Source organism: Microbacterium rhizophilum (assembly GCF_039605615.1).
Lineage (GTDB): Bacteria > Actinomycetota > Actinomycetes > Actinomycetales > Microbacteriaceae > Microbacterium > Microbacterium rhizophilus.
The window spans coordinates 33,237-50,801 of sequence record NZ_JBCNUN010000007.1; the positions used below are offsets into that span (position 1 = coordinate 33,237).

Sequence of the window (17,565 nt, forward strand, 5' to 3'; positions counted from 1 at the left end):
GCCGCCGGCTCTAGACTCGAACCCTATGGACGACCCTCCCAGTAGTAGATCGCCCCATCGACCGGCCTTCGCCCCGGCTTGCGACGTGAGCGGAGGTGGATCCGCATGGACCTGATCCTGCTCGGCGTGGGGCTGCTGCTGACGGTCGGCACCGGCCTGTTCGTCGCGAGCGAGTTCGCGCTCGTGAACCTCGATCGCGCGGATCTCGAGGCCCGCCGCGAGCGCGGAGAGTCGCGTCTCGGGATGACCATCGCCGCGCTGCGGCAGACGTCCACGCACCTCTCCAGCGCGCAGCTCGGCATCACGCTGACCACGCTGCTGACCGGCTACACGCTCGAGCCCGCGTTCTCGCGCCTGCTCGAGCCGGTCCTCACGTCGTGGGGGCTCGCGGAGGCCGCGGTGGCGCCGATCGCGACGGTCGTCGCGGTGGCGATCGCGACGATCCTGTCGATGATCCTGGGCGAGCTCGTGCCGAAGAACCTGGCGCTCGCGCTGCCGGTGGCCACAGGCAGGTTCGTCGCCCCGTTCCAGATCGCGTTCACGACCGTGTTCCGTCCGGCCGTGGCGCTGCTCAACGGCAGCGCCAACGCGGTGCTGCGGGGGTTCGGCATCGAGCCGAAGGAGGAGCTCTCGGGCGCCCGCACAGCCGAGGAGCTGTCGTCGCTCGTGCGGCGCTCCGCTCTCGCCGGCGTGCTGGAGGAGGACACCGCGACGCTGCTCGACCGCAGCCTCACGTTCTCGCGCCTGAGCGCCGGCGACGTCATGACCCCGCGCCCGCGCATGCACGCGGTGGCGGCCGACGACTCGGCCGACGATGTGATCGAGCTCGCGCGCCAGACCGGGCACAGCCGCTTCCCGGTGTTCGACGAGTCGATGGACGACATCGTGGGCATCGTGCACCTGAAGGCCGCTGTGGCCGTGCCGCGCGGCCGACGCGCCGACGTGCCCGCCGCCGCGCTCGCCACCGAGCCGCTGCGGGTCCCCGAGACCGTGCACCTCGACCAGCTGATCTCCGAGCTGCGCTCGCGCGGTTACCAGATGGCCGTCGTGGTGGACGAGTACGGCGGCACGGCCGGCGTCGTCACGCTCGAGGACCTGGTCGAGGAGATCGTGGGCGAGGTGGCCGACGAGCACGACCGCCGCCTCGCGGGCGTCGTCCGGCACCGCGACTCGATCACGTTCCCGGGCCAGCTGCGTCCCGACGAGCTGCGCGACCGCGCCGAGGTCGAGGTGCCCGAGGACGACGCGTACGACACGATCGGCGGCTACATCATGAGCGTGCTCGAGCGCATCCCCGCCGTCGGCGACGCCGTGCGGCTGGAGGACGGGACGCTGAGCGTGGAGCGGATGGACGGCCGCCGCGTCGACCGCGTGCGGTTCACGCCCGACGCGCCGCCCGATCCGGATCCGATCGTCGAGCGGCGCTCGGACGAGCCGCGATCCGGATCGCGCCCCGGCTCGAACACGGGGGGCGGGCGATGAACGACTGGGCCGGGATCGCATGGCTCGTGGTGCTGCTGCTCGCGAACGCCTTCTTCGTCGGCGCGGAGTTCGCCGTCATCTCCGCGCGCCGCTCGCAGATCGAGCCGCTCGCCGAGCGCGGATCGCGCGCGGCGCGGACCGCGCTGTATGCGATGGAGCGCGCGACGCTCATGCTCGCGACGTCGCAGCTCGGCATCACGATCTGCTCGCTGCTGATCCTGAACGTCTCCGAGCCCGCGATCCACCACCTGTTCGCGGTGCCGCTGGAGCTCACGGGGATGTCCGAGGCGTTCGTCGACACGGCCGCGTTCGTGATCGCGCTCGTGCTCGTGTCGTACCTGCATGTGGTGTTCGGCGAGATGGTCGCGAAGAACATCGCGTTCTCGCTGCCGGATCGCGCCGTCCTGCTGCTGGCGACACCTCTGGTGTGGATCTCGAAGGTGTTCCACCCCGTGATCTGGGTGCTGAACTGGCTCGCGAACGCGGTGCTGCGCCTGTTCGGGGTAGAGCCCAAGAACGAGGCGGCGTCGACGTTCACGCTCGACGAGGTCGCCACGATCGTCACGCAGTCGCGCCGCGAGGGCGTGCTCGACGACGTGTCGGGCGCGGTCGCGGCCGCCGTCGAGTTCACGGACAAGAAGGCGAAGGACGTCGCCGTGCCGCTGAGCGAGATCGTCTCGCTGCCCGAGACGACCACGCCCGCCAGGATCGAGCGCGCGGTGGCCAAGCACGGCTACTCGCGCTACGTGATCGTGGACGGCGGCGGCGATCCGGTCGGGTACGTGCACCTCAAGGACATCCTGCGCGTCGCCGACGAGGCGGACGTGCCGGCGGCGCTCGTCCGCCCGATCCCGGCGAAGCGGATCCACCACATGGTGCCGGTGCAGGAGGACACGGATCTCGAGGACGCCCTGGCCGTCATGCGGCGCGCGGGGCGCCACCTCGCGCGCGTGCGGGACGCCGACGGCCGCACGACCGCCGTGCTGTTCCTGGAGGACATCCTCGAGGAGCTGATCGGCGAGATCCACGACGCCACCCGTCGCGGGCGAGCCCCCGGACGGTGAGCGAGGGGTCGGCCCGCGAGGGCCGGCCCGACGACCGCCGGCTCAGCGGCCGAGCGGGCGGTGGGCGCGCAGGTACTGCGGCGGCCAGAGGGCGTCCGGGTCCTCGCCGAGCTCGGTCGCGGCGCGCAGGCCGAAGTGCGGATCGCGCAGCCACTCGCGCGCCGCGAACACCGCGTCGGCGGACCCCTCCCGCAGGATGGCCTCCGCCTGCGCGCCGGTCGTGATGATGCCGACGGCCGCCGCCGGCACGCCGGCCTCGCGGATGCGCGCGGCGAACGGCACCTGGTAGCCCGGGCCCACCGTGAGCTGCTGGTGGGCCACGAGGCCCGCCGAGGACACGTCGATCAGATCGGCGCCGGCGTCGACCGCCCAGCGCGAGACGCGGGCCACGTCGTCCGGCTCGAGCCCGCCGGGGGCGGCGTCGGAGGCCGAGAAGCGCACGAGCACCGGCACGCCCTCGCCCGCCTCGGCGCGCACGGCGCGCACCACGTCCAGCACGAGGCGCGCGCGGTTCTCGATCGATCCGCCCCACGCATCCGCGCGCTCGTTGCTGAGCGGCGACAGGAACTGGTGCAGCAGGTAGCCGTGCGCGGCGTGGACCTCGAGCGCGTCGAAGCCGGCGTCGAGCGCGCGGCGGGCCGCGGCGCGGAACGCGTCGACCACGGCCGCGATGCCGTCGGCGTCGAGCGCGACGGGCGCGGCGAAGCCGTCGTACGCGATCGGCGACGGCGCGACGGTCGTCCATCCGCCCTCCGCCTCGGCGACGCTCCCGCGCCGACCCGAGAACGGCGACCACGTGGAGGCCTTGCGGCCGGCGTGCGCGAGCTGGATGCCGGCGAGCGCGCCCCGCGCGTGGATCGCGTCGACGATCCGCCGCCATGCGTCGCGGTGGGCGTCGTCCCAGATGCCGGTGTCCTGCGGCGAGATCCGGCCCTCCGGCACGACCGCGGTCGCCTCGGCGACCACGAGGCCCGCGCCGCCCGACGCGAACTGCGCGAGGTGCACGTGGTGCCAGTCGTTCGGCATGCCGTCCTCCGCGCTGTACTGGCACATCGGCGCGACCCACAGGCGGTTGCGGGTCGTGACGTCGCGCAGGGTCAGCGGGGTGAACAGCAGGCTCATGGGGCTCCGATCGCGTTCGCGGCAGGGGAATAGGGTGACGGCATGACAGCACGGGAGTGGTCCGCGGCCGATGCCGCCTCCGTTCTCCGGACGCCAACGGCCGCCTCGCACAAGTATTCCCGCGGAGTCGTGGCGCTGCGGACCGGGTCGACCGCGTATCCGGGCGCGGCGGTGCTCGGCGTCGAGGGCGCCGCGCGCGCCGGAGCCGGCATGGTGCGCTGGATCGGCGACCCGGACGTCGGGCGGCTCGTGCTGCAGCGCCGGCCCGAGACGGTCACGGGGGAGGGGCGCACCGACGCGTGGGTGCTCGGCTCGGGCGTCGACGCCCGCACGCGCCCCGACGACGTGCGCGCGGCGATGCTCGACGCCCTCCGTTCGGGCGCGCCCGTCGTGGTGGACGCGGGGGCGCTGGACCTCGCGGCCGAGGCCCGCGGCCCCGTCGTCGTGACGCCGCACGACGGCGAGCTGAAGGAGGTGCGGATCCCGCTCGGCCTGGGCGTCGACGACGTGGAGGGCGACGATCCGCTGGCCGACCGGCTGCGACGCGGCTTCGACGAGCGGCTGCTGGTCGTGCGGGAGACCGCGGTCGCGCTCGGCGGCGTGGTGCTGCTGAAGGGCGCCGCCACGATCGTCGCGGCGCCCACCGGCTGGTTCACGGTGGTGCGCGCAGGCACGCCCTGGCTCGCCACCGCCGGCACGGGAGACGTGCTCGCGGGCGCGATCGGCGCCGTGGCGGCTGCCGTCGCGGGCGCGGGTCCCGTCGACGCGGAGGCGCTCGGAAGGGCGGCGGCGACCGGAGCCTGGCTGCACGGCCATGCGGGCCGGCTGGCGGCGGGGGCCACGGAGGGCCGCCCGGGCCACCCCATCACGGCGCTCGACGTCGCCGCGCACCTGCCGGCCGCCTACGCGGCCGCATTCGGCGCGCGTCCCTAGGATGAGGATCGTGCGTCGGCGACTGATCCTGTGGCTCGCCTTCGCGCTCGTCCACGGCCTGGTCGGATGGCTCGGCTGGCGGATGCCGAATCAGCCCATGGGCGACGTGTACCTCGTGTACGAGCCCTGGTCGACCGCGGCACTGCACGGCGCGGGCATCGTGGGCGTCACCGAGTCGTGGGTCTACCCGCATCTCGCGCTCGTCCCCATGCTGCTGGCGCACGCGTTCGCGTGGCTCGGCGGCTACACGGTGGCGTGGGCCGTGCTCGTGACGCCGTGCGATGCGGCCGGGTTCTGGCTGCTGATCGGCGACGCGCGCTCGCGCTCCCGACGCGCGGCCGCGTGGTTCTGGCTCGCATTCATCCTGCTGCTCGGCCCGGTCGGGATGTACCGCATCGACGCCATCACGGTGCCGCTGGCGATCACGGGACTGCTGTGGGTCGTGCGCCGCCCGTTGGTCGCGTCGGCGCTGCTCGCCGCGGGGGCCTGGATCAAGGTGTGGCCCGCCGCGCTGCTCGCGGCGGCGCTCGTCGCGGTGCGCCGCCGGGCCGAGGTCGTCACGGGCGCCCTCGTGACGTCCGCGGTGATCGTGGCCGTCGTGATCCTGATGGGCGGCGTCGCGCACCTGCTCGGCTTCGTGACCGCGCAGACGGGGCGCGGCCTGCAGCTCGAGGCGCCCGTCAGCACCCTGTACCTGTGGGGCGCCGCGCTGCGTGTGGACGGATGGTGGCTGTTCTACGACCGGGACATCCTGACCTTCCAGGTGACGGGCCCGAACGTCGATGTCGTGATCGCGGCGATGACCCCCGTGCTCGCGCTCGCCGCGGCCGCGGTCGTGCTGCTCGGCGCGCTCAAGGCCCGCCGCGGCGCGTCGGTCGTGCGGCTGCTGCCGCCCCTCGCGCTCGCGCTCGTGGTCGTGCTGATCGCGCTCAACAAGGTCGGATCGCCCCAGTTCCACGACTGGCTGATCGCGCCGCTCGTGCTCTGGATCGTGCTCGACCGGCGCCGCGCCCGCCCGCTCGCGGCGCTCGCGCTGCTGTCGGCCGTGCTGACGCAGACCGTGTACCCCCTGATGTACGGGCTGCTGCTCGTGCCGGACGTGTCCGCCGTCGCGGTGCTGACGGCGCGGAACCTCGTGCTCGTGGCGCTCATGGTGTGGGCGGTCGTCCGGCTCGCCCGCGTGCCCGTCCCCGCTCGCGTGAGGCGCCCGCTCGCCGAAGCCCCCGCCCCCGTCTGAAAGGACCCCTCATGCTCGTCGCCTTCTCCGTCGCCCCGTCCGGATCCAACGCCGCGAATCCCGAGGGATCCGTGCACGACGCGGTCGCCGCGGCCGTGAAGGTCGTGCGGGAGTCGGGCCTGGCCCACCGCACCACGTCGATGTTCACCGAGATCGAGGGCGAGACCTGGGACGAGGTCATGGACGTCGTCAAGCGCGCCACCGAGGCCGTCATGCCGTTCGGATCCCGCGTCTCGCTCGTGCTGAAGGCCGACATCCGCCCCGGATACTCGGGCGAGCTCGACGGCAAGATCGCGCGTCTCGAGGCGGCGATCGACCAGCAGCGGGACGCGTAGCCCGCCGGTGGAGCCGCCGTCAGCCGGCCGCCGGTAGGCTGGAGCGCATGATCTCCTCGACCTCGTCGAGGGGTGCGGCGATGTGGGCGCTCCTCTCACTCGCCATCGGCTCGTTCGGCATCGGCATGACCGAGTTCGTCTCCATGGGCCTGCTGCCCGGCATCGCGCGGGACCTGCTCGCGGACTCCTGGGCGACCAGCCAGGAGGGCGCGATCGCCCAGGCCGGCCTGCTCATCAGCGTGTACGCGCTGGGCGTCGTGATCGGAGCGCCGCTGATCGCCGGCTATGCCGCGCGGTTCGCACAGCACCGCGTGCTGATCGTGCTCGCGTCGCTGCTGCTGCTCGGCAACCTCCTGACCGTGATCGCGCCGACGTTCGAGACCGTGGCGATCGCGCGCCTCATCGCGGGGCTGCCGCACGGCGCCTACTTCGGCATCGCGGCGATCGTCGCCGGCGACCTGCTGGGCCCCGGCAAGCGGGCGCGCGGCATCTCGATCGTGATGAGCGGCCTCACGGTGGCCAACGTGGTCGGCGTGCCGCTCGGCACGTGGCTCGGCCAGGTCGCCGGATGGCGCATCTCCTACGCGGTCGTCGTCGGCATCTTCGGCCTTGCCGCGCTGATGATCGCGCTGATCGTGCCGACCATGCCGGGCCGCGGATCCGGATCCCTGCGGCACGAGCTCGGCGTGTTCCGGATCGGGCAGGTGTGGCTCGCGCTCGGCGTCGGCGCGATCGGCTTCGGCTCGTTCTTCGCGATCTACAGCTACATCTCGCCGCTCATGACCGAGGTCGCGGGCGCGCCCGAGGCGGCCGTGCCCTTCGCACTGGTCGCCACGGGCCTCGGCATGACCGTGGGCAACCTGGTCGGCGGCGTCGTCGCCGACCGCAACCTCGGGCGGGCCCTGATCGCGGCGTTCGTGCTGCTCGCCGCGGGCTCGGCGGTCGTCGGGCTCGCCTCGCACGATCCCGTGACGCTCGTCATCGCGATGTTCCTGTTCGGCGCGATCAGCGCGCTGGCCGGCCCCGCCATCCAGACGCGCCTGATGGACGTGTCGCAGGATCGCCCGACGATCGCGTCCGCGCTGAACCACTCCGGCATGAACGTCGGCAACAGCCTCGGCGCCGCCCTCGGCGGCGGCGTCATCGCGCTCGGCTGGGGCTACGTGGCCCCCGCGTGGCTCGGCGTCGTGCTGGCCGTCCTCGGCGTGGGCATCGTCGTCCTGAGCCTCTCGCTCGAGCGGCGGAAGGTGCTCGTCGACGCGTGAGTCGTGCCGCCGAGGGCGGATCTCGGATGCGTTTCGCTGTTCTGTCTGCGGAATCCGCGGTGATCCGATGCTCTGGCGACGGAATCCGTTGTGAGGTCTTGCGCGGGTCGCCTAGACTGCCCGCATGACCGTCACCACCGATCCCATCGCCGCCGGCATCGTCGCGGGAGGCCCTGCCCTGCCGCAGGAGCGTCGGCTCGTCACCGAGATCCCCGGCCCCCGCTCCCAGGAGCTGCTGGCCCGCAAGGCCGAGGCCGTCGCCGTGGGCGTCGGGCACACGGCGCCCATCTCCGCCGTCGCCGCGGGCGGCGGCGTGGTCGTCGACGCGGACGGCAACTCGCTGATCGACCTGGGCTCCGGCATCGCCGTCACCACGGTCGGCAACGCGCACCCCAAGGTCGTCGCGGCCGTGCAGGAGCAGGTCGCCGCCTTCACCCACACGTGCTTCATGGTCTCGCCGTACGAGTCGTACGTCGCCGTGGCCGAGGCGCTGAACCGCCTGACGCCCGGCGACCACGCCAAGAAGAGCGCGCTGTTCAACACGGGCGCCGAGGCCGTCGAGAACGCGGTCAAGATCGCCCGCAAGCACACCGGCCGGCAGGCGGTGGTCGCGTTCGACCACGGCTACCACGGCCGCACCAACCTCACGATGGGTCTGACCGCGAAGGCGATGCCCTACAAGACCGGCTTCGGCCCGTTCGCGCCCGAGATCTACCGCGCCCCGCTGTCGTACCCGTTCCGCGACGGCCTGAGCGGCCCGGAGGCCGCCAAGCGCGCGATCGGCCTGATCGAGAAGCAGATCGGCGGCGATCAGGTCGCGGCCGTCATCATCGAGCCGATCCAGGGCGAGGGCGGCTTCATCGTCCCGGCCGACGGCTTCCTGCCCGCCCTGGTCGACTGGTGCCGCGCCCACGGCGTCGTCTTCATCGCCGACGAGGTGCAGACGGGCTTCGCCCGCACCGGATCGATGTTCGCCAGCGAGCGCTTCGGCATCGTCCCCGATCTCATCACCACGGCGAAGGGCATCGCGGCGGGCCTGCCGCTCGCCGCCGTCACCGGCCGCGCCGAGATCATGGACGCCGCTCACGCCGGCGGCCTGGGCGGCACCTACGGCGGCAACCCGATCGCGTGCGCCGCGGCGCTCGCCGCGATCGACGCGTACGAGACCGAGAACCTCGTCGAGCGCGCGAATGAGATCGGCACGATCATCCGCGAGCGCTTCACGGCGGTGCAGGCCTCCGACCCGCGCCTCGGCGACGTCCGGGGCCACGGCGCCATGATGGCGCTGGAGTTCGTCGACCCCGCCACGGGCGAGCCGGACGCCGCCCTGACCGCCGCCATCGCGAAGGCCTCGATCGCGCAGGGCGTGATCGTGCTGACCTGCGGCACGTACGGCAACGTGATCCGGTTCCTGCCGCCGCTGGCGATCGGCGACGAGCTGCTGCTCGAGGCGCTGGACGTCGTGACCGCGGCCCTCGCGGCCGCCTGAGGGAGAGCACCATGACCGAGATCACCCGGGACGTCGTCGTGGTCGGGGCCGGCCCCGCCGGGCTCACCGCGGCGAACCGGCTGAAGGAGGCCGGTCTCAGCGTGGCCGTGCTCGAGGCCCGCGACCGCGTGGGCGGCCGCACCTGGACCGACGACATCGAGGGCGCCACCCTCGAGATCGGCGGCCAGTGGGTCTCGCCCGACCAGGAGGCGCTGCTCGAGACGCTCGAGGAGCTGGGACTGGAGACCTTCGAGCGCTACCGCGAGGGCGACAGCGTCTACATCTCGAAAGCCGGCGAGCACACGCGCTTCACCGGCGACATCTTCCCGGTTGCGCCCGAGACGGCCGCCGAGCTCGAGCGCCTGATCGAGAAGATCGACGTCATGGTCGCCGAGCTCGACCCCGACCGGCCGTGGGAGCACCCGCGCGCCGCCGAGCTCGACCGCATCTCGTTCGAGGCGTGGCTGGCCGCCGAGACGTCGGACCAGGAGGCGCGCGACAACATCGCGCTGTTCATCGGACCCGCGATGCTCACCAAGCCCGTGCACGCCTTCTCGATGCTGCAGGCCATGCTGATGGCCGCGAGCGCGGGCAGCTTCTCGAACCTGGTCGACGCCGACTTCATCCTCGACAAGCGGATCGTCGGCGGCATGCAGGAGGTCTCGAAGCGTCTCGCGGCGCGCCTCGGCGGCGACGTGTTCCTCGCCCAGCCCGTGCGCCGCATCGAGCAGGACGCGGACGGCGTCGTCGTGCACGCCGACGGGATGCACGTGCGCGCGAAGCGCGTCATCCTGGCGCACGCGCCCGTCCTGTACAGCCGGATCACGTTCGATCCGCCGCTGCCGCGCCGCCAGCACCAGCTGCACCAGCACCTCTCGATGGGTCTCGTCATCAAGGTGCACGCCGTGTACGACCGCCCGTTCTGGCGCGAGGCTGGGCTGTCGGGCACGGTGTTCAGCCCGTACCAGCTGGTGCACGAGGCGTACGACAACACCAACCACGAGGACGCGCGCGGCACGCTCGTCGGCTTCGTGTCCGACGTGCACGCGGACGGCGAGTTCGAGCTGTCGCCCGAGGAGCGCCGGGAGCGCATCCTCGACTCGCTCGCGGCGTACTACGGCCCCGAAGCGCGGAACCCCGTCGTGTACTACGAGAGCGACTGGGGCGCGGAGGAGTGGACGCGCGGCGCGTACGCCGCGAGCTTCGACCTCGGCGGCCTGCACCGGTACGGCGCGGATCTGCGCACGCCGGTCGGGCCGATCAGCTTCGCCTGCAGCGACATCGCGGGCGCCGGCTTCCAGCACGTCGACGGCGCGATCCGCATGGGTCGCCTCGCCGCCCAGAACCTGATCACCGACCTCGGAGCCTGATATCCCCACCCCGGGCCCCATCTACCCGACCCCAGAGGACACCGCATGACCGAAACAACCCGCCAGGCCGACGGCGCCGGCGAACCCACCGTCCAGGCAGGCAAGCCCGGCCTGATCACGCAGGTGATCTCGAGCAAGGGCCTCGCCGTCGGCGCGGTCGGGCTGTTCGGCGCCACCGTGATCGGCGTCTCGACCGTCGCCCCCGCGTACACCTTCACGATCTCCCTCGGCCCCGCGGCCGCGGAGGTCGGCACGCAGGCGCCCGCCGTCATCCTGCTCGGCTTCATCCCGATGCTGCTGGTGGCGCTCGGCTACCGCGAACTGAACAAGGTCATGCCCGACTCGGGCACGACCTTCACGTGGGCCACGCGCGCGTTCGGCCCGTGGATCGGCTGGATGGCCTCGTGGGGCCTCGTGATCGCGACGGTGCTGGTGCTGTCCAACCTCGCCGCGGTCGCGGTCGACTTCCTGTTCCTGCTGATCTCGCAGCTGACCGGCGATCCGGCCATCGCCGACCTGACCTTCAACCCCTTCATCAACGTCGCGGTGTGCCTGCTGTTCATGGTCGGGGCGGCGTACCTGTCGTTCCGCGACATGAAGGAGTCGAAGGTCTTCCAGGTCGTGCTCGTCGCGTTCCAGGTCGCGATCCTCGTGCTGTTCGCGGCGCTCGCGATCGGCAAGGCCGTCGAGGGCGGCGTGAACTCGATCCCGTTCGACGCGAACTGGTTCAACCCCTTCACGGTCGGCAGCCTGTCGGCGGTCGTCGCGGGCCTGTCGGTCTCGATCTTCATCTTCTGGGGCTGGGACGTGACCCTCACGATGAACGAGGAGACGATCGATCCGGAGCGCACGCCCGGGCGCGCGGCCACGCTGACCGTCGTCGTCGTGGGAGGCCTGTACCTGCTGCTCGCCGTCGCGCTCATCATGTTCGCGGGCGTCGGGGAGGGCGAAGGCGGCCTGCTGAACGAGGACGTCGTCGAGAACGTGTTCTTCGGACTGGCCGACTCGATCATGGGCCCCTGGGCGTTCCTGATCTCCCTGGCCGTGCTGGTGAGCTCCGCCGCGTCCCTGCAGTCGACCATCATCGGCCCCGCCCGCACGCTGCTCGCGATGGGCCACTACAAGGCGCTGCCGGCCAGGTTCGACGCGGTCCACCCGAAGCACAGGACGCCGGTGTTCGCGATCGTCGTGTCGGTCGCGGTCGCCGGCGGCTTCTACGCGGTGATGCGCTTCGTCAGCGAGAACGTGCTGTGGGACACCATTCTCACGCTCGGCATGATGATCTGCTTCTACTACGGCCTGACGGCGTTCGCGTGCGTGTGGTTCTTCCGCAGGCAGTGGTTCGACTCCGTGTCGGCCTTCCTCACGCGCCTCCTCGCCCCGCTCGTGGGCGGCGCCATCCTGCTCGCGCTGTTCGTCATGACGCTGTCCGACTCGCTGGACCCCACGTACGGCTCGGGCGAGAACATCGCCGGCGTCGGCATCGTGGGCATCCTGGGCATCGCCATCCTCGTGCTCGGTGTGGTCATCATGGTGATCATGGCCGTGCGGCAGCCCGACTTCTTCCGCGGCCGGATCCTGCCGGTCGCCGCCCCCGAGAGCGCAAAGGAGACCATCCGATGACCTACGCAGTCGTGAACCCCGCCACCGGCGAGACGGTGGCCGAGTACCCCGGCGCGAGCGACGCCGAGATCCAGGACGCGATCGCCGCGGCGCACGCGGGCTTCCTCGCGTGGCGCGAGACGCCGGTCGCGGAGCGCGCCGCCGTCGTGCGCCGCATCGCCGAGCTGCACCGCGAGCGTCGAGAGGAGCTCGCCGCGGCCATGACCCGCGAGATGGGCAAGCCCCTGGAGGCGTCGCGCGGCGAGGTCGACTTCGCCGCGGACATCGTGGAGTTCTACGCGGGCAACGCCGAGAAGATCACGGCGGATCAGCCGATCGACATCCTCGGCGAGGGATCCGCGGTCATCCGGCGCTCGCCGCTCGGCGTGCTGCTCGGGATCATGCCGTGGAACTTCCCCGCGTATCAGGTCGCGCGGTTCGCGGCGCCGAATCTCGTGATCGGCAACACGATCATCCTGAAGCACGCGCCGCAGTGCCCCGAGTCGGCGGCGATCCTCGCGGGCATCTACGCCGACGCCGGGCTTCCCGACGGCGCCTACGTCAACGTGTACGCGACCAACGAGCAGGCCGCGACGATCATCGCCGACCCGCGCGTGCAGGGCGTGTCGGTGACGGGATCGGAGCGCGCCGGATCCGCGGTCGCGTCGCTGGCCGGGCAGCACCTGAAGAAGGTGGCGCTCGAGCTGGGCGGATCGGATCCGTTCGTGCTGCTCTCGACCGACGATCTCGACACCGTCGTGCAGAACGCGGTCGACGCGCGCCTGGACAACACGGGTCAGTCATGCAACGCGGCCAAGCGCTTCATCGTGGTCGACGAGCTGTACGACGCGTTCCTCGAGAAGTTCGTCGAGAAGATGGCCGCCGCGAAGGTCGGAGACCCGACGGACGAGGACACCGTGCTCGGTCCGCTGTCCTCGCTCGCCGCGGCGGAGCGCCTGCAGGAGCAGGTCGATTCGGCCGTGACGCAGGGCGCTCAGGTCGCGGTCGGCGGCGCGCGCGACGGCGCGTTCTTCCCCGCGACGGTGCTGACGGGCGTCACTCCGGAGATGGACGTGTACCGCGAGGAGCTGTTCGGCCCGGTCGGGGTCGTCTACCGCGCGGCCGACGAGGCCGACGCCGTGCGCATCGCGAACGACACCCCGTTCGGCCTCGGCTCGTACGTGTTCACGACGGATCCGGTGCAGGCCGGCCGCGTCGCGGACGCGATCGAGGCCGGCATGGTCTACGTCAACTGCGTGCTGGCGGACAGCCCCGAGCTGCCCTTCGGCGGCGTGAAGCGCAGCGGCACCTCGCGCGAGCTCGGCCTGCTGGCAGCGGACGAGTTCGTCAACAAGAAGCTCATCCGCGTGGCCTGAGCCCTCGGCAGTTGACCCGATCGGCCCGAATTCCGGCAGGAATTCGGGCCGATCGGGCCAACGCCGGGGTCGACGCGGCGTCAGGCGAGCGGCGGGGTGAGCGGGGGAGGCGTGCGGCGGGAGCCGGTGGCCTCGAACGCGGAGGCGAGCGCGAGGAGGGCGGCGTCGTCGTACGCGCGGCCCGCGAAGGTCAGGCCCACGGGCATCCCGGTGTCGGGCATCGTGCCCATCGGCACCGTGACGGTCGGGACGCCGAGGTGGCGGATCGCGAGATTGCCGTTCGCGACCCACACCCCGTTGCGCCAGCCGAGGTCGGCGGACGCGGGGCTGACGTCCATGTCGGCCGGCGCGACGTCGGCCATCGCCGGGAACGCCACGGCGTCGAGGCCGAGGCCGTCCATCCACTCCTCGAGGTCGATCCGGCGGGTCTCCTCGAGGCCCGCGAGCCCCGGGGTGAGGTCGGCGAAGTCCGCGAGCGTCGTGCCGGGATGCTCGCGCACCCACGCGGGGTAGGTCGCGATGTCATCGTCGAATCCCGTGTACCGGTCGGGCAGCGCACCCTCCGGCGCGGGGAAGATCGCGGATCCGTCCACGTCGGCGAGCGACGACAGCGCCGGATCGCCGTTGGCGGCGAGGAAGTCGTCCCACGCCCACGCCGACAGGTCGAGGATCTCGCGGTCCAGGTACTCCGGAGACACGAGGCCGCGGGTGCGGATCGTCGGCGCGCCGGGCCGGTCGCCCTCGTAGTTCGTCACGACCGGGAAGTCGACCTCGACGACCTCCGCGCCGGCGGCCTCGAGCGCCGCGCGGGCATCCGCCCACAGCTCCAGGACCGACGGGCGGGTGTCGATCGGCTGCCCCGTGGATCCGCCGATCCCGCCGTCCGGGTTCGTGCCGGCATCCGGGTCCGTCCCGATGTACATGCGGGGCACGCCGATCCTGCGGCCGGCCACCGAGCCGCCCGCGAGCGCCGTGTAGCACGCGGGACGCTCGTGGCGGGGAAGCGGCACCCACGGCTGCCCGCGCCAGAAGTCGCCGCGGGTGTCGGGGTCGTCCGCGACGATCACATCGAGCAGCGCGAGCAGGTCGGCCATCGTGCGGGTGTGCGGCACGACGACGTCCATGGTCGGGACGAGCGGCCAGTTGCCGCGCACCGAGATGACGCCGCGCGAGGGCGTGTAGGCGCACAGCGCGTTGCACGACGCGGGCGCGCGGCCGCTCGACCAGGTCTCCTCGCCGAGGCCGAACGCCGCGAAGCTCGCGGCCGTGGCGGTGCCGGAGCCGTTCGAGGATCCGGATCCGAACGCGCTCGTGAGGTAGGCGCGGCTGTAGGGCGACTCGGCGCGGCCGTAGAGCCCGCGCTGCATGCCGCCGTTGGCCATGGGCGGCATGTTCGTCAGGCCCAGGCAGATCGCCCCGCCCGCGCGCAGCCGCTCGATCGCGAACGCGTCGCGCCGGGCCACCAGCCCGGCGAACGCGGGGCTGCCCGCGGCGGCGGTGAGGCCGCGCACGAGGTAGCTGTCCTTCGCGGTGTAGGGGATGCCGTCGAGCGGACCGAGCGCGGTGCCGGATGCGCGGCGCGCGTCCGACGCGCGCGCCTCCGCGAGGGCGTCGGGATTGCGCACCACGACGGCGTTCAGCTCGCCGTCGTACGCGTCGATGCGCGCGACGTACGCCTCGACGAGCTCGACGGCCGTCGTCCGGCCGTCCTCGAGCGCGGCGCGCAACTCGGCGATCGACGCCTCGTGCACCTCGATCATCGGGCACCCCTGACGGCCGGCTGCTGCTGCGTGATGCAGTGGATGCCGCCGCCGCGCGCGAAGATCTCGCGGGCGTCGACCGTCACGACCTCGCGGCCCGGGTACGCCTCGGCGAGGATCGCCGCGGCCCGCGCGTCGGCCTGCGGCTCGCCGAAGCCGCACGCGATCACGCCGCCGTTCACGACGAGGTGGTTCACGTAGCTCCAGTCGACCGGGCCGTGCGCGTCGGTCAGCGTGGCGGGCGCGGGCAGGCCGACGATCTCGAACCGGCGACCGGCGGCGTCCGTCTGCTCCGCGAGCAGGGCTCGCAGCTCGCGCGCGACCGCGTGATCCGGATGGGACGGGTCCGGCTGATCGTGCAGCAGCAGGCGGCCGGGGGAGGGGATCGTCGCGACGATGTCGACGTGACCGTTCGTGCCGAGGTCGTCGTAGTCGCGCGTCAGGCCGCGCGGCAGCCACACGGCGTGCGTCGCGCCGATCGTGCGGGCCATCTCGGCCGCGACGCGTGCGCGGTCGGCGTGCGGGTTGCGTCGCGGGTCGAGCTGCACGGTGTCGGTGAGCAGCACGGTTCCCTCGCCGTCCACGTGGATGCCGCCGCCCTCGTTCACGAGCAGCGATGACACGAGTTCGGCGCCCACGTGCTCGGCGATCAGGCGCGCGTGGTCGGCCGAGCGCTTCCACTCCGCCCAGTCGGGCGCGCCCCAGCCGTTGAAGACCCAGTCGACGGCGCCGAGCCGGTCGCCGTCGGTCACGAACGTCGGGCCATGATCGCGCATCCAGAACTCGTCGACGGGCGCCTCGATCAGCTCGATGTCCGACGACAGGATGCGCCGTGCCCGCGCGGTCTCGCTCCGGTCGACGAGCATCGACACGGGCTCGAAGCGGGCGACGGCGTGCGCGACGGCCGCCCATGCGGCGTAGCCCGCCTCGCGCGCGGCGTCGCTCGCGCCGAGCGTCGCGCCCTCCCGAGGGAAGGCCATCCAGGTGCGCTCGTGCGGCGAGGTCTCCGCGGGCATCCGCCAGGACATCCGGATCTCCGTTCTATTGATCATCTGATCAATATGTCGACGGTAACGGCTACGCTGAGAGGGTGTCAACCGCACCGGCCCGCCGCACGCGCGCCCCGCGCCGCGCGCCGGAGGAGCGCCGTGCCGCGATCGCCGGCGCCGCCCGCGCCGTCGCTCTGTCCGACGGCCTCGGCGCCGTGACGCTGCGCTCGGTCGCCGCGCGCGCCGGCGTCGCCCCGGCGCTCGTCGCGCACTACGCCGACGGCGGGATGGACGCGCTCGTGGCGGACGCGTTCGCCCGCATCGTGGGCCACGAGCTCGCCGAGGTCGCGGCGCTCGTGTCGACCGAGGATCCGCGCGCCGCGCTCGCCGCCATGATCCGGACGCTCGCGAGCGGCGAGCGCGACGAGGTCACCGCGGTCTGGGTCGAGGCGTGGGCGCTGGGCCGCCGCAACGAGGCGCTCGCGGCGGCCGTGCGCGCGCAGATGGACGCGTGGCAGGAGCTCGTCCGCGGCATCGTGGAGGCCGGCGTCGCCCGGGGCGACTTCCGCGCGGCCGACCCCGCCGAGGCCGCCTGGCAGGTGCTCGCGATGATCGACGGCACGGGCGCCCAGGGCCTGGTCCGCTGGGGTAGCACGGCCGACAGGTCCGACCTGCTGCTGCGGGCCGTGGAGGGGATGCTGGGGGTCTGAGCCCTCGTCGGGCCGCACACCCGCCGAGCCCAGCCGCACAACGCAGGAGCGGATGTGACGGGAGGGGCTGCTGCCGGCGTGTCGCGGGCGCATCCGGATCCGGATCCTGCGTTGTGCCGGTGGACGGGATCGGGCCGGCGGACGGGATCGGGCCGGCGGACGGGATCGGGCCGGCGGACGGGATCGGCCGGTGGACGGGATCAGGCCGGTGCCGGGCGGCCCTGGTCGCGCCGGCGCCGGCGGTGCTCCAGCCGGCGTCGACGCAGCCACACGAACAGCGCGACGGCGCCGATGAGCAGCAGCACCGCCAGGATCGCGGCGAGCGGCAGCAGCGGGAAGGCCAGCACGAGCAGGACGGCCGCGGCCGCGTCCTCGCCGAAGCTCACCAGGACGTTGGACACAGGCTCGGGCAGCGTGTTCACCACGGCGCGCGTCGCGGCCTTGCCGAAGCTGACGCCGGCCGCCGTGACGCCGCCCGCGACCGCGGCGCCCACCGCGACGCCCGTGCCCTCGTCGGCGCCGATGCCGTAGCCGAGCGCCGCGCCGAACAGCGGCCGCAGCACCAGGTGGATGCCGTCCCACGCGGAGTCGAGGTAGGGGATCTTGTCGACCACCACCTCGCCGAGCGCGAGGACCCCCACGACGATCAGGACCCACGGCTGCGCGAGCATCTCCGGGATCGCGCCGATCACGCCAGCGGCGGGACCGGCCGCATCGAGCGGCACGAGGGCCTTCACGGCGCCGAGGGTCAGCACGACGAAGTACGGCCGCAGGCCCGACACCGTGCCCGACGCGATCGAGAGCAGGGCCGCCGTCCATGCCGGATCCATC

At 73.0% G+C, this 17,565-nt stretch carries 15 protein-coding genes; 11 read left to right on the forward strand and 4 right to left on the reverse strand.

Annotated elements, in window-relative coordinates:
* The first annotated feature begins 105 nt into the window (after positions 1-105).
* Complete coding sequence (locus AAD528_RS12055; RefSeq protein ID WP_345752325.1) at positions 106-1,482, forward strand: hemolysin family protein; 1,377 nt, start codon at positions 106-108, stop codon at positions 1,480-1,482.
* A complete protein-coding gene (locus AAD528_RS12060) occupies positions 1,479-2,546 on the forward strand; it encodes a hemolysin family protein (protein WP_345752326.1) in 1,068 nt (355 codons plus the stop codon). Before AAD528_RS12055 ends, AAD528_RS12060 begins: the two co-directional genes overlap by 4 nt.
* A 42-nt stretch (positions 2,547-2,588) precedes the next feature.
* Here AAD528_RS12060 and AAD528_RS12065 read toward each other — a convergent pair whose 3' ends face one another.
* The gene (locus AAD528_RS12065) at positions 2,589-3,668 is read right to left on the reverse strand and encodes an NADH:flavin oxidoreductase/NADH oxidase (RefSeq protein WP_345752327.1); all 1,080 of its coding nucleotides are present in this window, start codon (positions 3,666-3,668) and stop codon (positions 2,589-2,591) included.
* Positions 3,669-3,710: 42 nt separating this feature from the next.
* On the opposite strand from AAD528_RS12065, the gene AAD528_RS12070 reads away from it, so the two are divergent.
* The 8 genes from AAD528_RS12070 (at position 3,711) to AAD528_RS12105 (ending at position 13,275) form a co-directional block, all read left to right on the forward strand.
* Positions 3,711-4,601, forward strand: coding sequence for an ADP-dependent NAD(P)H-hydrate dehydratase (locus tag AAD528_RS12070; protein ID WP_375339616.1), 891 nt, complete (start codon positions 3,711-3,713; stop codon positions 4,599-4,601).
* 10 nt (positions 4,602-4,611) lie between these two features.
* Entirely contained in the window at positions 4,612-5,838 is a 1,227-nt protein-coding gene (locus AAD528_RS12075) for a hypothetical protein (protein ID WP_345752329.1), read from the forward strand.
* An 11-nt stretch (positions 5,839-5,849) separates the two neighbouring features.
* A complete protein-coding gene (locus AAD528_RS12080; protein WP_345752330.1) occupies positions 5,850-6,173 on the forward strand; it encodes a thiamine-binding protein in 324 nt (107 codons plus the stop codon).
* A 47-nt stretch (positions 6,174-6,220) separates the two neighbouring features.
* Positions 6,221-7,438: an MFS transporter gene (locus tag AAD528_RS12085; RefSeq protein ID WP_345752331.1), complete on the forward strand. Its 1,218-nt coding sequence runs from the start codon at positions 6,221-6,223 to the stop codon at positions 7,436-7,438.
* Positions 7,439-7,562: 124 nt separating this feature from the next.
* Entirely contained in the window at positions 7,563-8,927 is a 1,365-nt protein-coding gene (gene gabT / locus AAD528_RS12090; protein WP_345752332.1) for a 4-aminobutyrate--2-oxoglutarate transaminase, read from the forward strand.
* An 11-nt stretch (positions 8,928-8,938) separates the two neighbouring features.
* Entirely contained in the window at positions 8,939-10,297 is a 1,359-nt protein-coding gene (locus tag AAD528_RS12095) for a flavin monoamine oxidase family protein (protein WP_345752333.1), read from the forward strand.
* A gap of 45 nt (positions 10,298-10,342) precedes the next feature.
* On the forward strand, positions 10,343-11,920 hold the full coding sequence (locus tag AAD528_RS12100; RefSeq protein WP_345752334.1) for an APC family permease: 1,578 nt from the start codon (positions 10,343-10,345) through the stop codon (positions 11,918-11,920).
* Positions 11,917-13,275 (forward strand): NAD-dependent succinate-semialdehyde dehydrogenase, encoded by a 1,359-nt coding sequence (locus tag AAD528_RS12105; protein WP_345752335.1) that lies wholly within the window; start codon positions 11,917-11,919, stop codon positions 13,273-13,275. The genes AAD528_RS12100 and AAD528_RS12105 overlap by 4 nt, the downstream gene beginning before the upstream one ends.
* An 80-nt stretch (positions 13,276-13,355) precedes the next feature.
* On the opposite strand, the gene AAD528_RS12110 is transcribed toward AAD528_RS12105, so the two are convergent.
* Entirely contained in the window at positions 13,356-15,035 is a 1,680-nt protein-coding gene (locus tag AAD528_RS12110; RefSeq protein ID WP_345752336.1) for an amidase, read from the reverse strand.
* Positions 15,032-16,063: an agmatine deiminase family protein gene (locus tag AAD528_RS12115; RefSeq protein ID WP_345752454.1), complete on the reverse strand. Its 1,032-nt coding sequence runs from the start codon at positions 16,061-16,063 to the stop codon at positions 15,032-15,034. The genes AAD528_RS12110 and AAD528_RS12115 overlap by 4 nt, the downstream gene beginning before the upstream one ends.
* Positions 16,064-16,125: 62 nt before the next feature.
* On the opposite strand from AAD528_RS12115, the gene AAD528_RS12120 reads away from it, so the two are divergent.
* Entirely contained in the window at positions 16,126-16,734 is a 609-nt protein-coding gene (locus AAD528_RS12120) for a TetR/AcrR family transcriptional regulator (RefSeq protein WP_345752337.1), read from the forward strand.
* A gap of 200 nt (positions 16,735-16,934) precedes the next feature.
* Here AAD528_RS12120 and AAD528_RS12125 read toward each other — a convergent pair whose 3' ends face one another.
* A complete protein-coding gene (locus tag AAD528_RS12125; protein ID WP_345752338.1) occupies positions 16,935-17,564 on the reverse strand; it encodes a DUF4126 domain-containing protein in 630 nt (209 codons plus the stop codon).
* Position 17,565 lies beyond the last annotated feature (1 nt).

Coding starts and splice junctions, on each gene's coding strand:
- AAD528_RS12055 (WP_345752325.1), top strand. CDS start 106: ATGGACCTGATCCTGCTCGGCGTGGGGCTGCTGCTGACGGTCGGCACC.
- AAD528_RS12060 (WP_345752326.1), top strand. CDS start 1,479: ATGAACGACTGGGCCGGGATCGCATGGCTCGTGGTGCTGCTGCTCGCG.
- AAD528_RS12065 (WP_345752327.1), bottom strand. CDS start 3,668: ATGAGCCTGCTGTTCACCCCGCTGACCCTGCGCGACGTCACGACCCGC.
- AAD528_RS12070 (WP_375339616.1), top strand. CDS start 3,711: ATGACAGCACGGGAGTGGTCCGCGGCCGATGCCGCCTCCGTTCTCCGG.
- AAD528_RS12080 (WP_345752330.1), top strand. CDS start 5,850: ATGCTCGTCGCCTTCTCCGTCGCCCCGTCCGGATCCAACGCCGCGAAT.
- AAD528_RS12085 (WP_345752331.1), top strand. CDS start 6,221: ATGATCTCCTCGACCTCGTCGAGGGGTGCGGCGATGTGGGCGCTCCTC.
- gabT (WP_345752332.1), top strand. CDS start 7,563: ATGACCGTCACCACCGATCCCATCGCCGCCGGCATCGTCGCGGGAGGC.
- AAD528_RS12095 (WP_345752333.1), top strand. CDS start 8,939: ATGACCGAGATCACCCGGGACGTCGTCGTGGTCGGGGCCGGCCCCGCC.
- AAD528_RS12100 (WP_345752334.1), top strand. CDS start 10,343: ATGACCGAAACAACCCGCCAGGCCGACGGCGCCGGCGAACCCACCGTC.
- AAD528_RS12105 (WP_345752335.1), top strand. CDS start 11,917: ATGACCTACGCAGTCGTGAACCCCGCCACCGGCGAGACGGTGGCCGAG.
- AAD528_RS12110 (WP_345752336.1), bottom strand. CDS start 15,035: ATGATCGAGGTGCACGAGGCGTCGATCGCCGAGTTGCGCGCCGCGCTC.
- AAD528_RS12115 (WP_345752454.1), bottom strand. CDS start 16,063: ATGTCCTGGCGGATGCCCGCGGAGACCTCGCCGCACGAGCGCACCTGG.
- AAD528_RS12125 (WP_345752338.1), bottom strand. CDS start 17,564: ATGGATCCGGCATGGACGGCGGCCCTGCTCTCGATCGCGTCGGGCACG.